Source organism: Paenibacillus sp. FSL K6-2524 (assembly GCF_038005525.1).
In the GTDB taxonomy this organism is placed as follows: domain Bacteria; phylum Bacillota; class Bacilli; order Paenibacillales; family Paenibacillaceae; genus Fontibacillus; species Fontibacillus anaericanus.
The window spans coordinates 3,645,813-3,669,187 of sequence record NZ_JBBOSP010000001.1 but is presented as its reverse complement, the minus strand read 5'-3'; the positions used below and the strand labels follow the sequence as shown (position 1 = coordinate 3,669,187).

Here is a 23,375-nt window from a genome sequence, read left to right as displayed (position 1 = left end):
ATTTAAGTATAAATTAGTGCAAATCGCGGAACAGACCAACTACTTTGCCGAGAATACTTACATGTTTCAAGCGTATTGGCTCCATGGTAGAGTTCTCTGGTTGTAAACGTATATGATCCTTCTCCTTGTAGAACGTCTTAACAGTTGCTTCGTCCTCTTCGGTCATGGCCACGACGATGTCTCCATTGTTGGCAGTTTGTTGCTGTCTAACGATCACATAGTCTCCATTATGGATCCCGGCTTCGATCATACTATCTCCTATGACGGAGAGCATGAAAACTTCGCCATCTCCAGAATAGTGTTGGGGAAGTGGGAAATAATCTTCTATGTTCTCAGTTGCCGTGATCGGCACACCTGCAGTCACCTTACCAATGACGGGAACTCTAGCTACGGAATGAGCGAACAGTCCCAGATGATCTGAGTTCTCTTGCCCTAGCAGCTCTATAGCCCGTGGCTTAGTAGGGTCGCGGCGAATGAGGCCTTTCTTCTCTAGCCTGTCCAAGTGACCATGCACCGTTGAGCTAGAAGCAAGACCAACAGCTTCGCCGATCTCTCTAACAGAAGGAGGATAACCCTTCATGCGGACTTCGTTGCGTATAAATTCAAGAATTGCTTGCTGACGGCTGGATACCTTCGACATAACATATCAACCCCATCTAGTAACGTTTGGAAAAATTATAACATAGAACTTCCGTTCGCACAAACATGAGTTCTAAATCTAAGAAACTTCTATATAACATAGTAAAATCAATAAGGGGAACAATTGTTCTAAAAAAGTATTGAATCAAACAAACGTTCGTGTTATAGTTAATTCATAAATAAGAACGCATGTTTGGAGTGATGTGAAATGTTAAAGTACAGTACATATCAGAGTATTCATAATAAACCTTCTTTGGGTGGTTCCAAGTTCAGAGGATTGCAAGCGATAAGTATACGCAAGGGATTAACCAGAATTATGACAGTAATTATTTTATTGACTATAACTTGTACTGGAATGGTCTCCGCATTTGCTTCTTCTAATGAAGGTAATTCTTTCGCGGACCTAGAGACGGTTGTTGTGAAATCAGGTGATACACTATGGGAAATCGCAGTAGCTCATAAACCGAAGGGTAAGGATACACGTGACTATGTTGAACATATTAAAGATTACAATGGATTGACAGTGAGTTCGATACAATCTGGAGATGTTCTTATTCTTCCGCCGAAATAATAATTAAGTCTATAGATGACTGAATTAAGGATTAACTAATGGAATTTCTATTCCTTCATATAATAAATGCTGAGCTTGGTTTAATGTGGATATCCGCACTGTTGCGGGATCGCCTTGACAAGCTCTTTTACTCATGTCAAAGTAAGAAATGAATGCCTTACATGAACGCAGTTGCAATACAGTTAATGCTTGCTCTGTTGCCATGAAATGCATAGTAAATGACAGCGGGAGGGACTTATGGACATAGATGCATTGGTTAAGCGAATTAACGAATTAGCCCACAAGAATAAGGAAACAGGGCTAACGGAAGAAGAGCAGACGGAGAGAGCGCAGCTTCGAGAAGAGTATCTGAAGAACATTAGAAGAAATTTTCGCCAACAACTCGATACTATCGAAGTGGTGGATAAATAAAGACCGGTCGAAAGGACCGGTTTTACTTTTGCAAGTAATTAGTGAAGTAATGTTAACAAAACTTAGGTTAATGCTTACGAAACAAGTATTGCACGAACTATAATCACTGAAGTAATGCTAACAAAACTTAGGTTAATGCTTACGAAGCAAGTTTTGTACGAACTATAATCACTGAAGTAATGCTAACAAAACTTTTAGGAGGAACATGAATGGGTTCATTTGACAGAAAAGTAGAGCGTAACATGGTTAAGCTGAAGAAACAGGGTAAAAGTCCAATTATGAAAGGACCCGTAGGAAACTCCAATTCAAAGTATACGATAGGACCAAAAGGTGAAGGTGATATTTTTAAAGGACGTAAGATCATCTTGCCTGTGCTACTAAGTATTTTGGCGATAATGTATGGATCTGTGGGTTTACTAAGTCCAGCTGCAGAAGAAAACTCAACACTTTTTTGGTTAACAATCGGGTTGTATTTGCTGCTTGCCGTAATAATCTTCTTAAGAAAGCCTTATCTACGTATCGACAAGAGCAAGATATACACGTCAACTTTCAACCGTGACAAGTATCTCGATGCAAGTAATATCAACAAAATCATTCTAAGCCGTGGCAAGATTGTAATTGAACCTAAAGGTAGACAATCAAAATGGGTATTCTATCGGATGCGCAACCGTTTTGACACGGAAGCTATGGCGCCTAAGCTTGAACAATATGGTAATACGCATCACATTACAATAGAAAAGAAATAGGGAGCCTTAAAGTTCCCAATGCGGACCAATGAGTCTAAAGGAGAGAGGACGGCTACGATGACAATTAAAGCGGTATGTTTTGATCTGGATGATACGTTGCTCTGGGATGGACGAAGTGTAAGTGAAGCTTTTGAAGCAACCTGTAATAAGGCACAGGAAGTTAAAGGTGTTGATCCGGTCGAACTGCAAGAAGCAGTACGGAATGAAGCGAGAACGCTTTATGAATCCTACGATACCATTTCTTTTACGAAAATGATTGGGATCAACCCTTTTGAGGGACTTTGGGCTAACTTCACGGCGGGGGAGCAACCCGAATTTCGTAAATTGGAGCAATTAGCACCTGCATACCGCACAGAATCGTGGCGACGTGGACTGCTTGCAGTTGGTGTTGATGATGAAGTGTTTGCGACAAGTCTTGCGGAGCAATTTGCACAAGAGAGACGTTCACGTCCGCATGTTTATGAGGAGACATTCAAAATACTTAATGAGTTAAAAGAAAGAAATTTTAAACTGTTGTTGCTCACAAATGGTTGTCCTGCACTACAGCAGGAGAAGATTGACGGAGTACCGGAATTAGCTCCTTATTTTGATGAGATTATTATTTCCGGTACATATGGCAAAGGAAAACCTGATTCATCGATATTCCATCACGCACTAGATCTGCTTGGGGTTAAACCTGAAGAAGCAATGATGGTTGGGGATAAATTAACAACGGATATTAAGGGTTCGCTTAGTGTAGGAATGACTGCCGTTTGGATTAACCGGGAAGACAGACCGCGGAGTGAAGAAATCATTCCGGATTACGAAATTACGCATTTGTCGGAGCTTCACGACATTATTGCTTCGAAGGCCTAATTCTTAATAAGTAAATTGATTGATCATAAATGTTGTTGGGAAGGGGGAAGTCACGTGAATAGAAAAGGTTGGTCCATACTTTCATTAGCTATTACTCTGATTCTTGTAGTTGGTTGTAGTAAAAAAGATGCTCAGAATCACAGTATGCATGAAGAGGTGAATGATCTACAACCCATTCTAGTAGAGCTTCTTGTTAGTCCGAGCGATATAAGCAAGGGTGATCCCGTTACATTTGAAGCTAAGGTAACTTATGATGGTAAAAATGTGGATGATGCTAAAGAGGTCATATTTGAGTATTGGAAGGAAGGCGACGATGACGCCAAGCACAAGAAGGTTACTGTAACGAGTGAGGGGCAGGGCCTTTATAAACTAGGGGAAACATTCCTTGAGTCTGGAACCTATCATGTGATTTCTCATGTGACCGCACGAGATCAGCATTCCATGCCTATGACAGAATTTACGGTGAAATAGAAACTAAGGTTCAACTCAACTTAACATAAAGAGCTGCTCCCATCCGCAAAGTGGAAGGGGAGCAGCTCTTTTGTTATAAATCGATTTTGAATTGCGAATGATAAATTATGATTTTTGGAAACTATGATCCTCATATGGATGCGCAATCCATCCGTTCTCCTCTACGAAGAGGCGAACAGCTATGACTTTACGTTCATCAGTTAGCGTAAAGAAATGGGGTGTATTTTCCGGTACGGATATTAGGTCACCTGGCTCCAGGTTTACATCAAAGTATCCCGTGTCCGGAGTACCTTTGATAATAAATGTACCTGCACCTGCCACGATTACACGAATTTCATCTTCTGTATGCGTATGAATCTGTTCGAATTTCGCCAATAGCTCTTCAATGTTTGGAGTGGCTTCGGATAAAGTAATCACATCCCAGGTACGGTAACCACGGCGTGAGGCGAGTTCTTGAATCTCGGATTGAAAGATATTTAGAATGGCGGACTTTTGATCATCGGAAAGCGAGAAATTATCTGCTAATTCTTGAGGCAGTTTATTCGTATCCCAATGTTCATAAATAACTTCATATTGATTCAGGAATTCACGAACTTTCTCATCTCCTGCGATGATTTCGTTCGTATTTCTTATTCTTATTTGAGCCATGGGATTACCCCGCTTTCGAAAAGGTTTGATTGCATTATATCTGATAGGCACCTTGGTTGTCGACATCTAATTTAAAGAGGTTGATCCAAGCGTGGAGAGGGATTGGAAAGGAAATGAATTGTTATTATCCCTTTTCTAAAACGCAACATTCTGATAAACTAAAAGTTAATGTTTTACGGGAGGGGATAGATCATGAGTAAACCAAGCTTGGAATCTAGAATGAAAGAACGAATATTGATCCTTGATGGTGCAATGGGAACCATGATCCAACAAGTAGATTTATCTCCTGCTGATTTCGGCGGTGAAGAGTTGGACGGTTGTAATGAAATGTTGGTACTTACCCGTCCTGATGTCATCCAGGAGATACATGAGAAGTACCTGGAGGCTGGAGCCGATTTAATTGAAACAAATACGTTTGGAGCAGCTTCGGTTGTCCTTGCAGAGTATGATATTCAAGACAAGGCGCGTGAAATCAATCTTGCTGCTGCTAAACTTGCTATTGCCGCTGTAGAAAAATATAGCACTCCAGAACACCCTAGATACGTAGTTGGGGCACTCGGTCCGACGACGAAAACTTTGTCTGTTACTGGTGGGGTTACGTTTGATGAACTAGTCGCTAGTTATGAGGAACAAGTTATCGCGTTGATTGAAGCAGGTGTAGACGTGTTGATGTTGGAAACTTCGCAAGATACGCTAAATGTTAAAGCGGGAAGTATCGGAATCGCACGTGCTTTTGAAATAACAGGTAAGAAACTGCCGCTAATGATCTCAGGGACGATCGAACCGATGGGAACAACGTTAGCAGGTCAGAATATAGAAGCCTTTTATATCTCGCTTGAACACCTAAAGCCTGTATCATTTGGGCTCAACTGTGCAACTGGACCTGAGTTTATGAGAGATCATATTCGAACTTTGTCTGAAATGGCGAAGACCGGTGTAAGTTGTTATCCTAATGCAGGATTACCGGATGAGAACGGACATTATCATGAATCCCCGGATTCATTAGCGCTTAAGCTCTCCGCATTTGCCGAGCAAGGTTGGCTAAATATAGCGGGAGGATGCTGTGGAACAACGCCTGACCACATTGCAGCATTAGCTAAGGTGATGAGTGAATATAAACCAAGACCGATTGATGGGCATCATCCTCCTGCTTTATCCGGAATTGAGCCGATCTATGTTGAACATGACAATCGTCCCTATATGATTGGGGAGCGAACAAACGTTCTTGGTTCTCGTAAATTCAAACGACTCATTGTTGAAGGTAAGTATGAGGAGGCATCGGAAATTGCCCGCGCTCAAGTCAAGAGTGGTGCACAAGTTATCGATGTCTGCGTACAAGATCCAGATCGAGATGAAACAGAGGATATTGTAGCTTTCTTGGAGCTGGTTGTTAAAAAAGTAAAAGTTCCGCTCATGATCGATACTACCGATCCCAAAGTACTGGATCTTGCATTGAAATATTGCCAGGGTAAAACGATTATTAACTCTATTAACCTTGAGGATGGGGAAGATAAGTTTGAGGTCGTGACACCACTAATCCATAAGTATGGTGCTGCTATCGTCGTGGGTACTATCGATGAAAGCGGACAAGCCATCACTCGTGAAGATAAGTTGGCCGTTGCCAAACGTTCTCACGATTTACTGGTGAACAAGTATGGTTTGAACGCGGAAGATATTATATTTGACCCGCTTGTATTCCCAGTTGGAACTGGGGATGAGCAATATATCGGATCTGCCAAAGAGACGATTGAAGGAATTCGCATGATCAAAGAGGCGCTACCTGCTTGTCACACGGTGCTCGGGATTAGTAATGTATCCTTTGGACTTCCGGAGGCGGGTCGTGAAGTGCTTAACTCTGTCTTTTTGTATGAATGTACAAAAGCAGGTCTAGATTATGCTATCGTCAACACAGAAAAGGTGGAGCGGTATGCGTCTATTTCTGAACAAGATCGCCGCCTCGCTGAGGAACTAATTTATAACACGAATGACGACACACTTGCTGCTTTTGTAGCAGCTTTCCGTAATAAGAAAGTGGAGAAAAAGGAGAAAGTCGTTAATATGTCGCTCGAAGAGCGGCTTGGATCTTATGTAGTGGAAGGAACCAAAGAGGGACTTATTCCGGATTTGGATGAAGCATTGCAGAAGTACAGTGCGTTAGAGGTCATTAACGGCCCGCTGATGGCGGGGATGTCTGAAGTAGGTCGCTTATTTAATAAGAATGAGTTGATTGTGGCAGAAGTGCTACAGAGCGCGGAAGTGATGAAAGCATCCGTTTCCTATTTGGAGCCTTTTATGGAGAAGAACGAGTCTTCTGTAAAGGGGAAAATTCTACTTGCTACCGTTAAAGGTGATGTTCATGACATCGGAAAGAACCTCGTAGAGATCATTCTGTCCAATAACGGTTACCAAATCGTGAATTTGGGTATAAAAGTACCACCGGAGCGCATTATTGAAGCTTATCGTGAGGAGAAAGCGGATGCGATCGGTTTGTCTGGCCTCTTGGTGAAATCAGCGCAACAAATGGTATCAACCGCTCAGGATTTACGTAATGCCGGAATTGATGTACCGATTATGGTCGGTGGTGCGGCATTGACGCGGAAGTTCACGAAGACACGAATTCGTCCAGAGTATAACGGAATGGTCGTATATGCGAAGGATGCGATGGATGGACTCGATTTGGCGAACAAGCTGATGGATCCTAGCAGTCGAGAGCAAATGCGTCTAGAAATGGAAGCAGAAAAAGAAGCTGATGTACAAGTTGCTGTTGCTGAGCCGCTACCAGAATTAACGCGGGCTGTGTCTTCCAAGATATCGACGGATGCGCCGGTCTACACTCCGCCGGATTTGGAACGGCATGTGCTTCGTAACTATCCGATTGGTCATATCATTCCGTACATCAATTGGCAGATGTTGTTAGGACACCATTTGGGACTTCGTGGATCTGTCGAGCAGTTGCTTGCAGCAGGTGATCCCAAGGCAGTCCAATTGAAAGAAACTGTCGATCAAATTTTGCTAGAAGCCGTAACGGATGGTATTATCCAAACGCAGATCATGTACAGATTCTTCCCAGCACAGTCGTCTGGCAACGATATTCTTATTTACGATCCGCTTGATCACTCTAAAGTACTTAAGACGTTTAACTTCCCTAGACAACGGGTTGAACCGCATCTATGTTTGTCCGACTTCTTGAAATCTGTAGATAGTGGGGTCATGGATTACGTTGGCTTCTTAATTGTAACGGCGGGTCAAGGTATACTTGAGTTATCAGAACAGGCAAAAGTAAGAGGAGATTACCTGTATTCCCATGCACTCCAATCTGTTGCTCTTGAATTAGCGGAAGCTACAGCGGAACGAGTACATCATATGATGCGTGATACTTGGGGATTCCCTGATCCGCAGGAAATGACGATGAAACAGCGTCATGGAGCACGTTATCAAGGGATACGGGTATCCTATGGATATCCAGCTTGTCCTGATCTAGAATACCAGGCGCCGTTATTCGAATTAATGAAACCAGAAGAGATTGGGATTCAGTTGACCGAAGGGTTCATGATGGAGCCTGAAGCCTCCGTGTCAGCTATGGTATTTGCTCACCCTCAGGCTCAATATTTCAATGTTGATAAAGCTTAGTATTGAAGAGGTGTTGTGAATATTTCGTAGCTACAAGTGAGGTTACTGATCCATCACAGGGCTAAGCAAAACCCTCCGAGTTTTCGGAGGGTTTTGGTAATCATATATGGTTAAAAGATGGAGTTTTGAACTTTCATAATGAAGATTGTATTATGTGAGGATAAAGCGAATGCAGGAAGGAGGATGAGAAATGGATTTATATTTCATGGGAACCAATGCAGGAGTACCGTCGCTAGAGCGTAATGTCACCTCGCTCGCACTACGTTTACTTGATGAGAGAAGATCCTTTTGGTTGTTTGATTGTGGAGAGGGGACGCAACATCAGATTCTACGCTCACCGCTTAAACTCAGCAAGCTTGAGAATGTTTTTATAACACATTTGCATGGTGACCATCTCTTTGGCCTGCCCGGTCTGATTTCTAGCCGAGCTTACCAAGGAGGGGATACACCACTTACTATATACGGTCCACAAGGATTGAAACGTTATATCACTACAGTTCTAGAACTAAGTGAATCACGGATTAACTATAAAATGGACATTGTAGAGCATGATGGAGGTACCGTGTTTGAAGATGAATCTTTTCGCGTAGAGGCGGCTTTACTGGATCATAGAATACCAAGCTATGGATATCGTATCATCGAGAAGGATCAACCGGGGAAATTGGATACAGCCTTACTCAAGAAATATGGTATTTCACCAGGTCCACTTTATGGGAAGCTAAAACGAGGCGAAAGCGTTCAGGCACCAAATGATAAGACCGTGCACGCAGCTGAGGTATTAGGTAAGTCCAAAAAGGGTCGGATTGTCACCATTCTCGGAGATACCAGACCCTGTCCAGCAGCACTTGAGCTCGCGAAGGATGCGGATGTGTTGGTTCATGAGTCCACCTTCCTACACGAACTTGCTGGGATAGCTCATACCTACCATCACAGTACTGCAAGGCAAGCCGCTGAAGCAGCCAAGTACGCAGGAGTTAAGGAATTGTTCCTCACTCACTTCAGCTCACGATATAAGAACAATGAGCAAATGGATCGTATTCAGCAAGAGGCAGAAGCGATCTTTAAAGACACAACACTAGCGGTTGAGCATGTGTTATATCCAGTAGATAGGTAAGGTAATTAACCGGATAAGGGCTGATTATTTTCTGGGAAAGCGCAGGAAATGACATCCTTATCCAATACTTTCGATGTCGTTCGACGCTAGTCAACTTCATTAACACTTATTTAGACAGAAATTTATGCTGTAAATGAGGAAATGAAGAAACTTGCGCATACTTTGTGTATGTATGTACAATGAAATTAAAACACAGATACCTCAAGAGGTGAAGAGCGATTTGAAGAGTTCATGGGAAGCTTACCTCATTGATCTGGACGGAACTTTATACCATGGAAACCGTATAATACCAGGTGCAGAACTTTTGATTAATACGATGAAAGACCGCGGTATTCCATACTTGTTTGTAACTAACAATTCGTCCAGAACACAGGAGGATGTCGCTAAACATTTAGAGGATATGGGTATTCCAGCGCATGAACGTGACGTGTGTACATCCGCAGTTGCGGCGGCGGAGTATGTTGCTGAATTGATGCCTGGTTGTAAGGTAGCACCGATCGGTGAGCATGGTTTACTTGAAGCGTTGAAAGCAGCGGGTTTGAAGCTTGATTTGGATAATCCAGATTTTGTAATTCAAGGGATTGATCGTACTTTTACATACGAGAAATTAACGCAGGCGACACGATGGATTACCGGTGGTGCTCGCTACGTGCTAACAAATCCAGATTTGCTACTCCCTTCGCATGATGGATTAATGCCAGGAGCAGGGACGATATCTGCTGCGATCGGGGCAGCAACCGGTGTTAAGCCGATCGTAATTGGGAAACCATCGGGTATCCTAATGAAACATGCGATTGATCGTTTGGGACTGCGCCATGATCAAGCTGCGGTTATCGGTGATAATATGCTGACCGACATTACGGCGGGTGTCCATGCTGGTTGTGGTACGATTCTGACATTGACTGGTGTGACGACGGAGGATAATCTTAATCACTTTATGACTTCCTCTGGTGTAAAACCAGATGTAATCTGTAAAGATCTTACGGAAATTCTTGATCTAGTATGTGGATCAAAGTGATCTTTGGCTGTAAGTAATATGCACAATGAAAGGGATGATTGCCATGCCGGAACTACCGGAAATGGAAAACTACCGGATACAACTATCCAAACATATTTTAGATCTCCCCATCACTGAGGTTGTAGTTAACAGGGAGAAGTCAATAAACAAAGATACGGAAACATTTCGTTCAGAATTGATTAGAAGACAAGTTATATTTGTGGAACGCCGTGGCAAATACTTGTTGTTCCATCTTGATAATGGTCGTCGCCTCATGCTGCATTTGATGCTGGGGGGATTGATGTATTTAGGCTCTAGAGAGGATCGTCCCGATCGGACAACACAAATAGAAATTGGGTTCGGTCAGGATCTGGTGCTATATTTCATAGGACTTCGACTAGGTCATTTGCATTTGCATAGTGCCAAGGAAGTGGAAGAGATTTTGTCACACTTGGGTCCTGAGCCGTTAGATCGTAGAATGAATGAGACTAGATTTAATACCATCTTTGGCAAACGTCGTGGAAGTCTAAAGACAGCACTGCTGAATCAGGATGTTATTGCTGGTATCGGTAATTGCTATGCAGATGAAATCGCTTTTGAAGCTGGACTAAAACCTTCTGCTAAACTTCAAGATCTTAATGAAGAAGATCTATCCCGACTATACCACGCTATGAGGGAAGTATTAATCTCTGCTACTGAAGCAGGTGGGTATATGGAAATGCCGTTCATGAGTGGTGACACATTGACCGGTGGTTCAAATGATCTTTGCCGTGTTTACGATAGAGAAGGAGAAACTTGTCCTCGTTGTGGTGATGTGATCATCAAGGGTGAAATGAACGGTCGTAAGGTATTTTATAGCCCGGGATGTCAGCATGACCGCTGAGTTAAAAATTGGAGGTCATCATAGTATCCGAGCAGGTTACTTTGGGGCAGCTAAATTAGCTTTACAACTTGGGGAAGGGGCGTTTCAATATTTTCCTAAGAATCCTAGAAGTCTTACGGTGAAAACCTTTGATCCACAGGATGCACTTAAGTGCCGGGAGTTGTGCATAAAGCATGACATCCTCTCCATTGCGCATACTCCTTACCCCAGTAATTTGGCGGTAGGACAACATTCAAAGCTTGAACAATATGAACGAACGGTTAATTCGTTACGTAATGATTTAGTAATTGCTGAAGCTTGTGGATCTTTGGGAATTGTTGTTCATTTTGGCACATATAAGGAAATAAACCCCTTACAAGGATATCAAAATATTATACAATGTATAAATGAAGTGCTCTCAGGCTGGCAGGGTGCAGCCAAACTGTTGATCGAGAATCAAGCTGGAGATCACGGGGATATGGGAATGACAATGGAAGAACTGGTTCAAATTCGCAGCTTATGTCAATCTCCTGAGCAAATTGGTTATTGCCTTGATACGTGCCACGCCTTTGCTGCTGGAATGTGGATGGGGGAGCTAGACGACCAATTTATGTTAAAGGCTGAAAGTCTAGGATTCTGGGATGGCTTGGTATCGATTCATTTAAATGACTCCAAGTATCCGGTTCATTCCCGTAAAGACCGGCACGCACGAGTAGGTCAAGGGTATATCGGGGAATCTGGATTCCGTCAATTCCTGCAAATGGAGAAAGTTAAAGATAAGCCGATGATTTTGGAGAGTGAAACGGGAGAAGACGGAACTTATAGTGAAGATATTCAACGGGTGAAGCGATGGGTGGAGACCTAAGCTGGAACCGCGGGAAGGGAAGAACTGATATTGATTCATGTATATATGGATGATGTGCGCCGATGTCCAAAGGGATTCACCTTGGTGCGTTCTGTCGATGAATGTATAGAGCTGCTGCGGGTGATGGAGGTTGATATTTTGTCGTTGGATCATGACATGGGTCCAGGGGAGAAGACGGGAACCGAAGTGGCGACTGCAATAGCCCAAGAGGGATTATATGCTCGTGAGATATATTTGCATACTTCAAGCATATACGGCATGAAAGCGATGTACGAAATACTATATCAAAACAAACCTGAGCACGTAGTACTGCATAATGGACCGATTCCATTCGAACGCCTAGATGAAATCGCCCACGCGGCCAAGAAAACCTCGGGTAATAAAGTTAACAAGTAGCAAGCAGAGCTAGTGGATTAAGTAAGCATAGCAAAGAAGCTTACCTGCTTAATGCAGGTTCACTTAAATTAACTTGATCCTATCGAAGGGATCAAGTGCACTTTTTTAAAAAAAGAAAAGTGTGGTGAATAAGGGCAAGAGGTGTGATTCGGAACTGAAGGAGCGTAGCGTTCGTCTTTGCTGTGTGATTGTAACCCTATTCGGGGTTATTAATTAAAGACAATCACGCAGCAACAACGACCGTAAGTCCGAAGCACGCCGATTGCCCGACGCATTCACCACACTTTTCTCAGCGCGATAATTTGTTTGGAGGTCGGCAAGGTGAGTAAGGAAAATCATCACGAAGTAGTTGAGGAAGTCGGAGCAGCTTCTAAATATGTATGTACGGCAAATCATGGATTTGCGCCCTATGCACAAGAAGAACTGCATAGATTATTTGGTTCCGTTAAAAGTAGCATGCTCGTCCCAGGAGAAGTCTTTGCTGTGACACTGCAACATCCGGCTGAAGCGGTTCGTGAACAAATGAGTAGAACCGAACCTATCTTTCTTCGTCACATGTTTCATGTAGGCTGGGAGTATAGTTTGAATGACGACGAGACAAGGGATTGGCAAGAGGGACTTAAAGCCTTTATTCTCAGAGATGACCGGTTATCTGGGGCAAAAATTGCGTTGCAAGTACGGAAATCGGAAGGCTCTTTGTGGAATGGGACTGCTGCTGAACTTAAGGAATCTGTTCAAAGTAGACTGCTTGAACTGGGTGCTGAATTCGTTGTGAGAGAAGCTGAATTCATCATTTCTGTTTTTGCAGGCAAAGATCGACTATATGCTGGAATTACAACTCCAGACGAGAATATTTCCGATTGGAATGGCGGAGCTATCCGCTTCCAAAAGGAAGAAGGGCAGCTTTCTAGAGCGAAGTTCAAGTTGCTAGAGGCTGAGGTAGCGTTCGGTATCCCGTTTGCTTCATTCCGTGAGGCTCTGGACATTGGGGCAGCTCCTGGAGGATGGACATCTTTTCTATTGGATAGAGGGTTGAAAGTAACCGCTGTAGACCCGGCCAAGATGGATGGATCTCTACTATCTTCACCCCGTTTGACCTATTTACGGAAGAATGCGGATAACGTTAAGTTCAAGGAAAATCAATTTGATTTATTGGTATGTGATATGAGTTGGAGTCCGAAAGGAACGGCCAAGTTGGTCATAGATCTGCTATATGCATTGGCTCCGGGTGGAACAGCCATCGTTACGGTGAAGCTACTTCACAAGAAACCGATGACACTAATCCAAGAGATTATCGAGATCTTCCAAGGATCACGGCTGCAGGTACAACGGGCAAAACAACTCTTTCATAACCGTGATGAGATTACGTTATACATGATTAAATATTAATGATATGAATTTAACATTAGAAAATAATGCTTTACTTTTAGGACGATCTTGCCATATACTAATTCCAAAATTATACAAAGGCCATTTAGGGAAAGTATCCCATGTCTCTGTCTACGGTTTAACTACCGGAAGACAGAGACGTGGGACTTTCCCTTTTTTGTTGTCTTTAGAGGAGGGCTTCAGTTGAATTTTGAACCCCGTCTTGGACTAGGGGATGTGCTGGCGGATAGGTACCAAATTCAGCGAGTACTTGGAGATGGAGGGATGAGTCGGGTATACCTAGCTGCAGACCTGAAACTCACGGGGAAAATATGGGCGGTGAAGGAGAGTGTGGCTCACGCTAGTATTGGGATGACAATGGAAGAAGAAGCATCCATTCTAATCTCGCTGAATCATCATCGTCTGCCGCGAATCGTTGACTTTATTAATCTAGATTCAGCGGGATATTCCTATATGGTGATGGATTTTATCCAAGGGGTTCACTTGGATCAATTTCTTAACAAACAGGGTAGCAGATTGCCACTAGATACGCTCTTGATCTTTGGTCTGCAAATATGTGAAGGGCTTCACTACCTACATACCCATCATCCACCCGTTATTCATAGGGATTTGAAACCCGCTAATTTACTCGTGGATGAGGCTCAGGAGATCCGGTTTATTGATTTTGGTATTGCCCGGAACTACAAGGAGAACAAACCGGAGGATACGGTGAAGTTAGGTACAGTTGGTTTTGCTGCTCCTGAACAATACGGGGGAAGACAAAGCGATGGTCGTTCTGATCTGTACTCACTTGGCGCAGTATTGATGTATTTAGGGACAGATTGCCAGTATAGTGAGTGGTCGATCGAAGCAACCGGTAATTTTCAGAATAACGGGTATGGGGCGCTGCTCCCTGTGATCAATCGACTGCTCCAGTTTCATCCCGAAGAGCGATATAGTACTGCAGCTGAGGTAGGAAATGAACTACGTAAATTACGGTCAGATCATGGAATCAAAGCGAACCATACCCGAAAGATTGAGGATAGAGCTAGATGTTATGTGATCGCCTTAGCGGGAGCATCTTCAGGAGTAGGTACAACCCATACGGCTATTGCACTAGCCAATTCAATAGCGCGTACTGGAAATCGGGTAGCTATTGCGGAGTTGGATCTAAAGGCAACTGCATTTCAGCGGATTTCTGGAATTATTAATGGGAAAGAGTCTGCCAAGGTAACTACAGTCAGGAATTTTCGATTTGGAGGAGTTCAGTATGTTCGTGCACCTTCTCGTTCCGAACTAATCAGTCTACTTGCAGGTAATTTTAATTACGTCGTTTGCGACCTAGGCTCAAGCCGGAGAAAAGACCTAATGGAAGAGTTTTTTCGCGCTGATGTTCAGGTCGTAATCGGTTCAGGTGCTGAGTGGAGACAAGAAGACCTCGAGAAATTTATAGAATTCTCCGAAGAGGTGCCACAGCGGAACTTAGTTTGTTGTATTCCGATGGCTACACCAGCCATTCTGCAACGACTCAAACGAAAATTGGGAATACAACGAGTGTATAGCGCACCCTTGGAACCGGATCCATTTGATCCGAGAGAAGAAATGGTTATAGCATTATCGTCACTTTATAGCGATCTATTGCCACAATCGGTGAGTTCTGGGCGTTGGGGTTTACTACTGAAAGGTAAAAGAAGGAGGGGGAATCATTAAATGGCGAAAATCAGGCAACGGACCAAGCATCTCATCTATGCCGGGATGGTCGGCGCAGCGGTGATGGGATTGATCTTTGCCGGTTATGCAGTTCGTCACGCTAACCAGGTGAGAGAGACTCGAAGTTCAATCGAACTTAAATATGAAGCAGAAATTGCGAAATTACAGGAGGAAGCAGTACACAAAACAATTACCGGATGGGCTCCGGTAAGAGAAATACCAGCCGGACATCTTATACGCAGCGAAGATCTAAAGTCGATTGATCTACCGGCTGATAGCATCCCGTCGGACTGGGTGAAATCGCGAGATCTAATCACCGGAAAAATCGCCAAAATTAAGCTTCGTCCGCAAACGTTACTAACAGATACGATGTTGTTTGAAGATGAGCCAACGCCAGATGATTTGAGGTGGCGTGAGATGAGCTTTGTTCAGTTACCTGGTGCACTGGAGCCTTATGATTCTGTTGACATACGAATTCAATTTCCTACGGGTCAGGATTATATCTTGTTATCCAAGAAGAGAATCGAGCGATTTGTGTCTGGTACAGTAACGGTTACTTTAAATGAGGCAGAAATTTTATCGTTGTCTAGCGCGGTTGTTGATGCGTATTTGCACAAGGCTTCTATTTATGCCCTCTCCTACGTAGAACCGCAATTGCAGAGTAAGTCAATTCCTACCTACCCCGCAAATGAGGCGGTAATGTTGCTAATAAAGAAGGATCCGAATATTGTGAATCGGGCTGAACAGGCATTAAATGCTTCTGCAAGAGCCGGATTGGAACAAGATTTATTAGTTATATCGCCACAGAACGCTGCCGAATTCTCAAGTGCACAGGCAGCAGCTGCATCAAAACTGCCTCAATCCGATTCTGAAGATAGTTTCGAATGGGAATCAACAAAATGAAAGGTGACGATTAAATGAAACGTTGGATTTTTGCGGGTATAAGTGATAAACGAGATTTGCTGCTGTATTTATGCAAACTACTGACAGTGTCGAAGTATCGTGTTCTCCTGACAGATGCCACTGAGGGCAGAAGGTATAGTTATTCGATTGGTAATTTAGATCCCACTTTACAATTGACTGAATTCTGTGGTTTTGACGTGACGACAGGTCTTTCTAGCACTGAACTGTGGGAGGAAGAAGTAACGGAAACTGGAAGACAATCCGCAGTTTACGATTATATGCTGCTAGACATGGATTCCCTGATGCTCAGCTCGATTGATCCTTGGTTATCCGCGGATGAGATTCTATGGGTCACTTCATTCGATCGCTATGAAGTAGAGCGAAGTAGCGAATGGTTTCGAAGATTGTTTCTTAAATGGCCAGAACTTCAGGGGATGAAAGTGCGGCCATTATACATTCGGACTGTGGAAAGTAACTTAAATGAGGAATATATTATGGGCTTCATGGAGGACTTACCTATTGTCTGGAATGAAGATCCTATATGGATACCATGGAACGAGAATAATATGGCCATACAACTAGAAAATGAACATTCAAACTTATTACGGATGAATCGGATATCGCGTTCATACCAACGAGCCTTGGTCACCTTATTGCAACAACTAGTAGGCTTGCGAACAACGGATGCCAAAAGGACATTTCGTCAGGCGAAGAGGAGAGAAGCATGAGTAGAATTTTGTTCTGGGATTCCGGTCAGGGATACTCCTCTCAAATAGCTGCTTCGACGGCAATAACTCTAGCGCTTCAATTCAATCAGAGATTGCTACTAGCAAACGAAGGCCAATTCGGAACGGGATTCGAGGAAGGTTTTCCGACTGGAGCCAATAGGAATGATTATTCTCCATTACTGGAGGAGTACGGAATGGATGCGTTATTGCGTTTAGCTGCGAGTAAGCGGCTTACAACAGATAATATCTCAGATTACACACTTTCGCTTTTACGAGGCAAACTTGATTTGGCAGCGGGATGTAAGCTAAGGCTTGGAGGTACGTCTGCGGTAGTAGAACCTAAGCGTGAAATAGAAGAAATTCTTCAAGTTGCAGATAAATACTACGATTTTGTACTGTTGCAATCAACGGGTGAACGAGGCCCTCAGCAGAATGATTATTTCTTGAAATACGATGGTTTGGTTGCGGCCTTGAGCCAAAGTCGTACTCAATTGGATCAATTCTTCGCAGAGCAGATAGAGACCCCGGCATTTGCTGGAATCCCTTTTTCCTTAGTGATCTGTCACTACGATTCAACTTCCAGGTGGACTATACAAAATATCAAACGCCGCTATGGTTGCAAGATCCCTTTGTTTGGAATTCCATATCATACGGGATTTATAGATGCATGGAACGCGCAAGATATTCTATCCTACTTCAGGAGATATCGACTACTTACCCGAAGAAGGCCTGAGAAACAAGAGCTGGTCTCCAGTTATTACGAACTCAGTCGCAATATTCTGCAATTGACTGGAAGCAATGCTTTGCCTGACCGGAAAGTGAAGGGGGCTTGAAGATTGAAGTCCTACAGCAATCTATTTGGAATCATATTGATTATATTCATCTGCTTGATCTATCTCTGGATGAGGGCAAGGTCGTCTGTTGGAACGCAGACCAAGATTAAGAATTTCGCAGATCGCTATTCCTTTCCCGCGTTGATAAGTTATGTGAAACAAAGTTTATATGAGTTAAGCCGCTTAGGCACAAATGATTGGGGAATGAGTGAGCAATTATGGGAGCGAAGAACGAAAACTCGAACTGAACTAAGGCAAGCATTAAGGGGGTGTTCGTTTGGTGACAAGAACGATAAGCAATATGTGAAATCTTACATCCGTGATTTGTTGCTGAATGGGTATGACGTGAACGAAGAGAATATCGACAAGATCCTGCCGTTTCATGACCCTGATAAGTTGACGGTTCAAGATCGCTTCGATATCATCCTGTACATTTTCATTTTAAAACATGGTGAAGAGGCGCTCCCGACATTGATCGAGACGTTCGAACTGGATACTCCAAAGTCCTCAATAGATGAGGATGGTACTTACACTTATGACATCGACGAAGGAGATATTGACCATATCTTCTATATGGAATATCGACCGCTTTCTTTTGTGGAGAAACTGGATATCGTCGTCCAACGCATCTATCAGGAGTATAAGGGTTTTTCTGTTGTGGATGAAATTCGAGAACAGAGGATTGATGGTGTGAGTGGAGGGGTGAGTGGTGTTTCCGATACTGGTGCAGGTTGGCTAGAGAAGCAGGGAGATTTTAGCCTAGGAGATCCTCCATTAGATGAAGATGGAAAAGTATACTCGCGTGCGTGCGACAGTGTTTGGATTTTTTATAAAGGGAAGAGTGTACGACTCTCTTTTCTCTCCTTCGGTAGTCCATTTGAGTTGAAACGTGTCTGTCAGAATATATATAAATTTAACTTACCCGGGCAATTGTCTGAGGCCAATGGTTATAAAGTTAACGAAATGAAGGATGGTTCGCGGGTAGTTGTCGTAAGGCCGCCTTTTTCCGAGTCTTGGGCATTTTTTGTGAGAAAGTTTGATGTGAAGGGCGCTGTTCTGGAGCAACTCATCCAAGGTGAAAATGCCCAACTACCAATTAACTTGTTGAAATATCTGATGAAAGGAAGTCGGATTACTTCAATTACAGGATCACAAGGTTCAGGTAAAACAACGCTACTGATGGCAATGATCAAACATATCTATGCTTCCTACACACTTCGTGTTCAGGAGATGTCATTCGAATTGAATTTGCGGAAAATGTACAGTTCCCGGAATATCCTAAGTTTTCGAGAAACAGAATATGTGACGGGACAAGCTGGACTTGATTTGCAAAAGAAAACGGATGGTACGGTCAACATTCTAGGTGAGGTATCTACGGATGAAGTGGCATCATGGATGGTACAAATGGCGCAGGTCGCCAGCTTGTTCACACTGTTCACTCATCATGCTAAAACATTCCGCGATTTGATGGAGTCTCTACGTAACTCGTTACTCAAAACAGGGATGTTCCGAGACGAACGGATCGCTGAATTACAAGTAGCGAGCGTGATTGATTTTGATGTCCATTTGCGAAGGGATATTTCAGGGCAACGTTATATTGAGCGGATAACAGAGTGTTCTCGAAAGGAAGGCAAGTGGGGAGAAGAGACACAAGCAATTAACGTAAATAGCTCCGGTCACTCAACCATTCGAGGGTATGAGGAACGTGTCATCATTGAATATCAGAATGGAGCTTATGTGACTGTTCAGCCGATATCTGATCGTTGCCGGGAAGAGATGACACGAGAGATGGTTCCGGAAGATGTCGAGCGTTTTGATAAGTTTTTACAAGCTTATTGGAGGGAATACATTGGAGCTTAAGTCGGTCCTTTTATGGGTGTTAGGTCTGTCCTTATTATGCTTCGCTCTTCTGTATGGAGTCGGTCGTGAACTAGGGAGACGGCGGGAGGATTCCTTAGAAGAAGGTCAATCGCAGTCGTACATTCAATTTCTTCGGGGAGTATGGTTAGCATTCCTGATGAGATCATATGCCGTTTTTATGAAGCTTTTGCCGCTTCGTTATTACGTATTGAAAGTGCGGAGTCGGTTAGCTGTCATGCATATGTATGATGAATTTGAATTAAGACAGCGGACCATGCAGATCGTGTATGCGCTGCTTAGTACATTGGGCGGCGGCATTGTCGTTCTGGTGATGTTTAATCCTACTATCCTATTTTTTCTCACGTTACTATTAGCTGCAGTCGTAATTCAAGGCTTGCTATTGGATGGTTATGTTAACCGAATGGAAAAGAAGCTACTTGAGCAAATGTTAGAGTTTTTTGCTGCTGTCCGTCATGCGTATCATCGTCACGGTATGGTGACTGATGCGATTGATGAGGCGGGAGAGGCGGTAGGGCAGGAAGTTGGGCTACATGCTAATAAAATCTACGAAGCTTTGAGTGCTGCTTCTCCAGATGAAGCGCTTGAGAAATATTATGAAACAGCACCGAACCGTTTCCTCAAAGCATTCGCAGGCATATCACGTCTGATTATGGAGTTTGGCGATCGCAAGCGAAATCATGGTTCATTGTATTTACAGGGAATTTCCACCCTAACAGGTGAAGTTCAATTGGATTTAATCAAGCGAAACAAATTGGATTATTTGCTCAAGGGGCTTCATATCATAGCGCTGGTTCCCGTCTTTTTCACGAAACCTATTGAAATGTGGGCGCGTGGTAATTTTCCACTGATGGATCAATTCTATCTCAGCAAAGTGGGTATGATCATCAAAATATTTCTGCTACTCATTATCTTGATTTCATACGTGTTACTTCAGAAGCTAAAGAGTGAGGAAGAAACCGCATACCGCGCGGGCGAGGACCGAGCACCTTGGGAGTCACGGGTGTATCGGTGGCATTGGGTAAGAACGCTTGTAAGGTGGTTTAGCCCACCGGTCTCATCTGGTTCATATTACCGGTTATCTCAATTAATCAAAGATACCAACCATCATCTTCGGATTGAATGGCTCCAAGTTAGGCGGATCGTGCTCTTTATGATCTGTATGTTATTTACACTTGGTTCTGCTGTTACGCTGCATCGGATGAGTCAGAATGGGATCATGAAGGAAGCTCCTTCCGAGGCCACTGAAGAACTTGTAGTTTTTCAGAACTGCTAAAGTTAGACTAATAAAAAGACGACCTTTTTTCCCGTATTTCGGGGTGAAGGTCGTCTTTGCGTTATTTAAGCAGGCCTATACGGCTAGCTTCTTACTTCAACAGCTTCATAATTCGTTTTAGATTAACCGTGAATATAGCCATAGCGCCTTGAAGCTCCATCCCTAATAGACCCGAGGAAGTGGCTACATCATACCCGTGTCTGTGCTTGAGTTCACTATTCTTTGCTTCTATTTTGTAGCGTTCCTTTGCTTTCTCTTTAAAGTACTCACTTTCTTGGAACGTCGTTTGTTCTGAATGTTCGGTAGATTTAATACTCACCGAGTAGGTTTTACTTTTTGCTCCATCTTTATAGCAACCTTCTTTAAACGGGCATCTTTTACATTGCTCTACTTCAAAGTAGTACGTATCGACTTGGTTGCTCCCGATGGCTTTCTTTCCTCCGCGCGCTTTTCGGATCGCCATATGCCCGGCCTTACACACGTACATACCCGCATCTTTATTAAATTGAAACTCATCTTCTCTCTTGCGAGCGCCTTGTGTAATACGAGGATTAAGTTTGGCGATAAGTTCAATTTCATTGTCTTTAGTGTAAACAATGTTGTCCTTTTCGGAGTAAGCAGTATCTCCGATTATGGATCTAATTTCCATACCTGCTGCCTTACTTTTTTCAATCAGCGTTTGCAATTGCTTACCGTCATTCTTTTCGCCTGTCGTGACAATGGCTGCCGTAATGATCCGTTCCTCCGTCATGGCAATATGGGTCTTGTAGCCAAAGAACGAGGAATCTGCGCTCTTGTGGCCTATCTTGGCATCCTGATCTTCGGAGATCCTCAGTTGCTCCAGGTCATCCGTGACCGTTTCTTTCAAGAGATTCAAGGGCTCTTTTATTTTGGGTAATTCACAGATGCCACCTTCGGCTTCAAGCACGGCAATGAGTTTTTGACAGTAGTCAATCTCTTCCTCAAGTACATCGCTGGTATTCTTGACCGGGAACTTGGATTTTAGGGATTCCTCCGCCTTGTAGACCGCCTTTCTCAACTTTCGGGAACGATTCAGCAAGATTTCCCGAGGCGATTTCTGGTTGTAGCGTGCTTTTGTATGGGTTGCATCGACGATGATGGATTTGCTTTTAATAATGCCCTTTTCGAGTGCAATTTCAACTGTTTTGCCTACGAGCATGTCCAGCAAATTCAAGTCTTTCAGCCGCAGCTTTCTGAATTTGGTTAATGAACTTGCATCAATCACTGGATCTTCAGGAGCCATATCTAGAAAATATTTGAATGACATGTCGTACTTCGAACGCTCGACGATATCTATGTCAGACAACTCAAAAATTGTTTTTAAGAGCAAATACTTAAACATTCGAATCGGGTCGACCGCATTTCGGCCATTAACTAAGCAGTAACGCTCTTTCAGTTCTTCATAAACAAAAGAAAAGTCGACAAGTTCATTGATTTGCCGCAACATATTATCTTTGGGAATCACTAAGTTATAAAGTTCTATATAGGGGCTTAAAGCCAAGGTTTGTTGTTGTTTAATCATTACATTCACCTACTCGGATTAGTACCTTAATTATATAGAAAAAAAGCATAATTCTCCTCAAAATTCGAGAAGCATTATGCTTTTTATATAATATGGACTTTTTCAGTGGCCTCGCTCCTTCCGGGTATGTTTTTTTCGGTAAGATGTCTGATGAAGAGATGGAGAAGGCTAGACAAGCCACGGATTTAGATGCCGAGGTGATGAAGGGGGCAGGTATGTCGGACACAGCAACCTTTGATACAGTAGCTGATTTGACATCTGAGGCCATGATAGCTGACGGAAGCAAGCCAAGCCACGAACAAGTGACCCTAGTTGTGCTGCGAATTCTAGATAAATTAGATCGTTGGAACGGTGAGTATTTGAAGTGGTGGGAAGTGGTTCTCTCGCTGTTTGCCGGGTGTCTTGGGTACCACCTTCCTTATGGAATGCTCTGGTTCCGCAGAAAAATGATTCTGATGGATATGAGGCATGAAGTATACCAATTCGGGACAATGATCGCCATTTTAAAGGAATTGGAACGTATTTCTGTCGAGGAGATTCTGGAGTGGCTACACACTTATGCAGTTATTTTTAAAATGCCGATCCAGAAATGCTTACTTCATTACGGACATGGTGCCGAGACTGCACTTCAGCAGATGAAGGAAGAGGTTAAGCTAGAGGAATTCCAGCGTCTGGCGGATAAGCTACTCTTGGCTGTGGAGAAGATTACGATTGTGAGAGCTTTTGATGATTTGGATAGTGATATGGCCTATCATTTCGAGCAGCGAAGACTTGATTATGAGAAATCATTGGACACCAAAGCCGGACTTGGAAGGATGATTGGTTTTACACCAATGTATGCTCTAATATTTGCTTATTTAGTTATACCGCTCATATGGATGAGCTTTCAACAGATGGACCTTTATTTTCAACAAATTCAAAAATTATAAAT

At 43.2% G+C, this 23,375-nt stretch carries 23 protein-coding genes; 19 read left to right on the top strand and 4 right to left on the bottom strand.

Features of this window, described 5'->3' with window-relative positions; translation table 11 throughout:
- Positions 1-13: 13 nt before the first annotated feature.
- Entirely contained in the window at positions 14-640 is a 627-nt protein-coding gene (lexA, locus tag NST85_RS16845; protein ID WP_341189881.1) for a transcriptional repressor LexA, read from the bottom strand.
- Positions 641-847: 207 nt separating this feature from the next.
- On the opposite strand from lexA, the gene NST85_RS16840 reads away from it, so the two are divergent.
- On the top strand, positions 848-1,210 hold the full coding sequence (locus NST85_RS16840) for a LysM peptidoglycan-binding domain-containing protein (protein ID WP_127190559.1): 363 nt from the start codon (positions 848-850) through the stop codon (positions 1,208-1,210).
- Between the two features lie 24 nt (positions 1,211-1,234).
- Here the strand turns inward: NST85_RS16840 and NST85_RS16835 are convergent, their stop codons facing one another.
- On the bottom strand, positions 1,235-1,414 hold the full coding sequence (locus tag NST85_RS16835; protein ID WP_341189880.1) for a hypothetical protein: 180 nt from the start codon (positions 1,412-1,414) through the stop codon (positions 1,235-1,237).
- A gap of 33 nt (positions 1,415-1,447) precedes the next feature.
- Between NST85_RS16835 and NST85_RS16830 the strand changes: the two genes are divergently transcribed.
- From NST85_RS16830 to NST85_RS16815, 4 genes are all read left to right on the top strand, one after another.
- Positions 1,448-1,621, top strand: coding sequence for a DUF896 domain-containing protein (locus NST85_RS16830; protein WP_127190558.1), 174 nt, complete (start codon positions 1,448-1,450; stop codon positions 1,619-1,621).
- Between the two features lie 209 nt (positions 1,622-1,830).
- The gene (locus tag NST85_RS16825; protein ID WP_127190557.1) at positions 1,831-2,367 is read left to right on the top strand and encodes a hypothetical protein; all 537 of its coding nucleotides are present in this window, start codon (positions 1,831-1,833) and stop codon (positions 2,365-2,367) included.
- A gap of 57 nt (positions 2,368-2,424) precedes the next feature.
- On the top strand, positions 2,425-3,222 hold the full coding sequence (locus tag NST85_RS16820) for an HAD family hydrolase (protein WP_341189879.1): 798 nt from the start codon (positions 2,425-2,427) through the stop codon (positions 3,220-3,222).
- 54 nt (positions 3,223-3,276) lie between these two features.
- Positions 3,277-3,693, top strand: coding sequence for a FixH family protein (locus tag NST85_RS16815; protein WP_246053958.1), 417 nt, complete (start codon positions 3,277-3,279; stop codon positions 3,691-3,693).
- A gap of 105 nt (positions 3,694-3,798) precedes the next feature.
- On the opposite strand, the gene NST85_RS16810 is transcribed toward NST85_RS16815, so the two are convergent.
- Positions 3,799-4,341, bottom strand: a complete 543-nt coding sequence (locus NST85_RS16810) for a cupin domain-containing protein (protein ID WP_341189878.1) — start codon at positions 4,339-4,341, stop codon at positions 3,799-3,801.
- 192 nt (positions 4,342-4,533) lie between these two features.
- On the opposite strand from NST85_RS16810, the gene metH reads away from it, so the two are divergent.
- The 13 genes from metH (at position 4,534) to NST85_RS16745 (ending at position 20,901) form a co-directional block, all read left to right on the top strand.
- Positions 4,534-7,971: a methionine synthase gene (metH, locus tag NST85_RS16805; RefSeq protein WP_341189877.1), complete on the top strand. Its 3,438-nt coding sequence runs from the start codon at positions 4,534-4,536 to the stop codon at positions 7,969-7,971.
- 190 nt (positions 7,972-8,161) lie between these two features.
- On the top strand, positions 8,162-9,085 hold the full coding sequence (rnz, locus tag NST85_RS16800) for a ribonuclease Z (RefSeq protein WP_127190553.1): 924 nt from the start codon (positions 8,162-8,164) through the stop codon (positions 9,083-9,085).
- Between the two features lie 172 nt (positions 9,086-9,257).
- Positions 9,258-10,103 carry a TIGR01457 family HAD-type hydrolase gene (locus NST85_RS16795; protein WP_341189876.1) on the top strand — a complete coding sequence of 282 codons (846 nt, stop codon included), beginning with the start codon at positions 9,258-9,260 and terminating at the stop codon, positions 10,101-10,103.
- A 43-nt stretch (positions 10,104-10,146) separates the two neighbouring features.
- On the top strand, positions 10,147-10,965 hold the full coding sequence (locus NST85_RS16790; RefSeq protein WP_341191126.1) for an Fpg/Nei family DNA glycosylase: 819 nt from the start codon (positions 10,147-10,149) through the stop codon (positions 10,963-10,965).
- Entirely contained in the window at positions 10,955-11,809 is an 855-nt protein-coding gene (locus NST85_RS16785) for a deoxyribonuclease IV (protein WP_341189875.1), read from the top strand. Before NST85_RS16790 ends, NST85_RS16785 begins: the two co-directional genes overlap by 11 nt.
- 33 nt (positions 11,810-11,842) lie before the next feature.
- Positions 11,843-12,205 carry a cyclic-phosphate processing receiver domain-containing protein gene (locus tag NST85_RS16780; protein WP_170220125.1) on the top strand — a complete coding sequence of 121 codons (363 nt, stop codon included), beginning with the start codon at positions 11,843-11,845 and terminating at the stop codon, positions 12,203-12,205.
- Positions 12,206-12,526: 321 nt separating this feature from the next.
- Positions 12,527-13,594, top strand: coding sequence for an SAM-dependent methyltransferase (locus NST85_RS16775; RefSeq protein ID WP_127190549.1), 1,068 nt, complete (start codon positions 12,527-12,529; stop codon positions 13,592-13,594).
- Positions 13,595-13,777: 183 nt separating this feature from the next.
- Positions 13,778-15,283 (top strand): serine/threonine-protein kinase, encoded by a 1,506-nt coding sequence (locus NST85_RS16770; protein ID WP_127190548.1) that lies wholly within the window; start codon positions 13,778-13,780, stop codon positions 15,281-15,283.
- The gene (locus NST85_RS16765; RefSeq protein WP_341189874.1) at positions 15,284-16,186 is read left to right on the top strand and encodes an SAF domain-containing protein; all 903 of its coding nucleotides are present in this window, start codon (positions 15,284-15,286) and stop codon (positions 16,184-16,186) included.
- A 14-nt stretch (positions 16,187-16,200) separates the two neighbouring features.
- Entirely contained in the window at positions 16,201-16,914 is a 714-nt protein-coding gene (locus NST85_RS16760) for a hypothetical protein (RefSeq protein ID WP_341189873.1), read from the top strand.
- Positions 16,911-17,747: a hypothetical protein gene (locus NST85_RS16755; protein ID WP_341189872.1), complete on the top strand. Its 837-nt coding sequence runs from the start codon at positions 16,911-16,913 to the stop codon at positions 17,745-17,747. The genes NST85_RS16760 and NST85_RS16755 overlap by 4 nt, the downstream gene beginning before the upstream one ends.
- Before the next feature lie 69 nt (positions 17,748-17,816).
- The gene (locus NST85_RS16750) at positions 17,817-19,607 is read left to right on the top strand and encodes an ATPase, T2SS/T4P/T4SS family (RefSeq protein ID WP_341191125.1); all 1,791 of its coding nucleotides are present in this window, start codon (positions 17,817-17,819) and stop codon (positions 19,605-19,607) included.
- A complete protein-coding gene (locus tag NST85_RS16745) occupies positions 19,597-20,901 on the top strand; it encodes a hypothetical protein (RefSeq protein WP_341189871.1) in 1,305 nt (434 codons plus the stop codon). The genes NST85_RS16750 and NST85_RS16745 overlap by 11 nt, the downstream gene beginning before the upstream one ends.
- 91 nt (positions 20,902-20,992) lie before the next feature.
- Here the strand turns inward: NST85_RS16745 and NST85_RS16740 are convergent, their stop codons facing one another.
- The gene (locus NST85_RS16740) at positions 20,993-22,444 is read right to left on the bottom strand and encodes an IS1182 family transposase (protein WP_127195312.1); all 1,452 of its coding nucleotides are present in this window, start codon (positions 22,442-22,444) and stop codon (positions 20,993-20,995) included.
- Between the two features lie 92 nt (positions 22,445-22,536).
- Here NST85_RS16740 and NST85_RS16735 point away from each other — a divergent pair, with 92 nt between their 5' ends.
- A complete protein-coding gene (locus NST85_RS16735; protein ID WP_341189870.1) occupies positions 22,537-23,373 on the top strand; it encodes a hypothetical protein in 837 nt (278 codons plus the stop codon).
- Positions 23,374-23,375 lie beyond the last annotated feature (2 nt).